The sequence below is a fragment of the Leptospira weilii serovar Ranarum str. ICFT genome (assembly GCF_000332415.1).
In the GTDB taxonomy this organism is placed as follows: domain Bacteria; phylum Spirochaetota; class Leptospiria; order Leptospirales; family Leptospiraceae; genus Leptospira; species Leptospira weilii_A.
The window spans coordinates 1-1,778 of record NZ_AOHC02000004.1 but is presented as its reverse complement, the minus strand read 5'-3'; the positions used below and the strand labels follow the sequence as shown (position 1 = coordinate 1,778).

General features: G+C 37.2%; 1 protein-coding gene and 1 pseudogene. One reads left to right on the top strand and one right to left on the bottom strand.

Annotated features, from left to right (window positions below):
- Window positions 1–317 precede the first annotated feature (317 nt).
- A complete protein-coding gene (locus LEP1GSC060_RS20440) occupies window positions 318–524 on the bottom strand; it encodes a hypothetical protein (protein ID WP_155119598.1) in 207 nt (68 codons plus the stop codon).
- Here LEP1GSC060_RS20440 and LEP1GSC060_RS00195 point away from each other — a divergent pair.
- Window positions 451–1,395 (top strand): annotated as a pseudogene (locus LEP1GSC060_RS00195) (sensor histidine kinase). The gene LEP1GSC060_RS20440 and the pseudogene LEP1GSC060_RS00195 sit on opposite strands and share 74 nt — an antisense overlap.
- The last annotated feature ends 383 nt before the right edge of the window (window positions 1,396–1,778 follow it).

Sequence of the window (1,778 nt, the reverse complement as noted above, 5' to 3'; positions counted from 1 at the left end):
ATTTGCCTAAAATTTCTTAGGCCGAATTCACGTTATTTAAAACCGAGAACTTAAAAAATTTCCCAAGTTTCCTTTTGTCGACGTCGTAAACCTCGCATGGAATCCTCGTTTTTGTTTCGAAATAGAAGTCGAATAATTCATAGCGACTTTATACTAGGTGTGATACACTACACTATATTATATTTCTACTGACTTGAAATTCGCCTCAATAACACCTAGTATAATTTTAGAATTGTGAATGAGTTTTTTAGAGCGGTATAATTTCGGAAAGAATTGATTTTTTAGGAAAGTATGATTTTAAAAAGATTTCAACGCATCTACGCGCAAGAGTCGTCTATCTTAAGAGTGAGAGCTTTGTATTTATTTGTTTTTAACGTAGTTACCTTCGTTTTTCCGGGAATCACGTTCTGTTTTTTTTTCGACCAGGTGACGTATCTCCCTAGTTTTGTAATGCTAATATCGGATTCGTTTTTATCGATGCTTTTGGTTTGGAACGGGCAATTTAAAAAAGCTTTAATCCTCACTTTGTCGACCGTTCTGGTAGGAGTCACTTTAGGAATGTTTTTCGGAGATCCTGAGGGGAACGTTTTGTATAGTTTTCCGATTACTAGGTGTCATTATATTTTTGCTTTTTACAAGCATTCGAACTACGATTTATGTTTCTTTATACTCGTTTATTCTAATGTTCTATTTTCTACATACGCTCTCTCAAAAAGGAACTTTAAAAATCAGTTTTGCCGTGGATTCCGATTGGGTTTTCTTTTTACGAGTATCGCCTTTTTAACGGTCAATCTTTTGAATTCTTACATTAAGGAAAAGGACGAGTTGATCAAGGAAATCCATCACAGGGTGAGGAATAATCTTCAAGTTCTGAGCGGGCTCGCGGATCTACATCGCGACGACAAATCGGATTCTCAAAGGGTATTATTCGAATTTCAGAATCGAATTCTCGCGATGTCGGAAGTGCATAATTACATGTACAAATCGGATAACTATCACAGTATAGAATTTACGAGCGTGATCGAAAAGATCATAGAGAATCTAAAAAACAAACATAAGGAATCCCGGGTGGTGATCCGCAATTATTCGGAAAGAATCGATCTACCGATCGAAACGGCGATTCCTTGTGCGATGATCTTCAACGAACTTTTGAACAATTCGCTTACACACGCGTTTAAGGAATCTCAGGATCCGAACATAGAGATTCGTTTTTCTAAAACCGGAGAAAATTACAAATTAATGATAAAGGACAACGGAGTGGGAATGACCGCTCCGATTGATTTGAAAAAATCAAATACGACCGGTTTCACTTTGATTCAGATTCTTTCCAAACAGATCCGAGCCGATTTCGAGCTTTTTAACGATCGGGGTTTGGTCGCCGTTTTGGAATTTTGATCTCTTCTTTGTTTTTGAGCAAGGGCCTTTCTCAAATCTTAATTCTACTCTATCGGAATGATCAAGCTGCGAGATTCTTATATAACCGAAAGGCGACGTCTCAAGTTTAAGTCGCGCGGTAAATCTCGGATAACATCTCGCCTATAGACGAAATTTTGTTAAGTCCGAATATTGTGTCTCTTTGACTTGAAATTCGACCCGATAGGAGTTATAATCTTCGAATTGTGAATGAGCATTTCCGATCGGTATAATTTCGGAAAGGATCGATTTTTTAGGAAAGTATGATTTTAAAAAGATTTCAACGCATCTACGCGCAAGAACCGTTTATCCTAAGAGTGAGAGCTTTATACTTGCTTTTTTTTAACGCGGTAGTTTTACTTTGG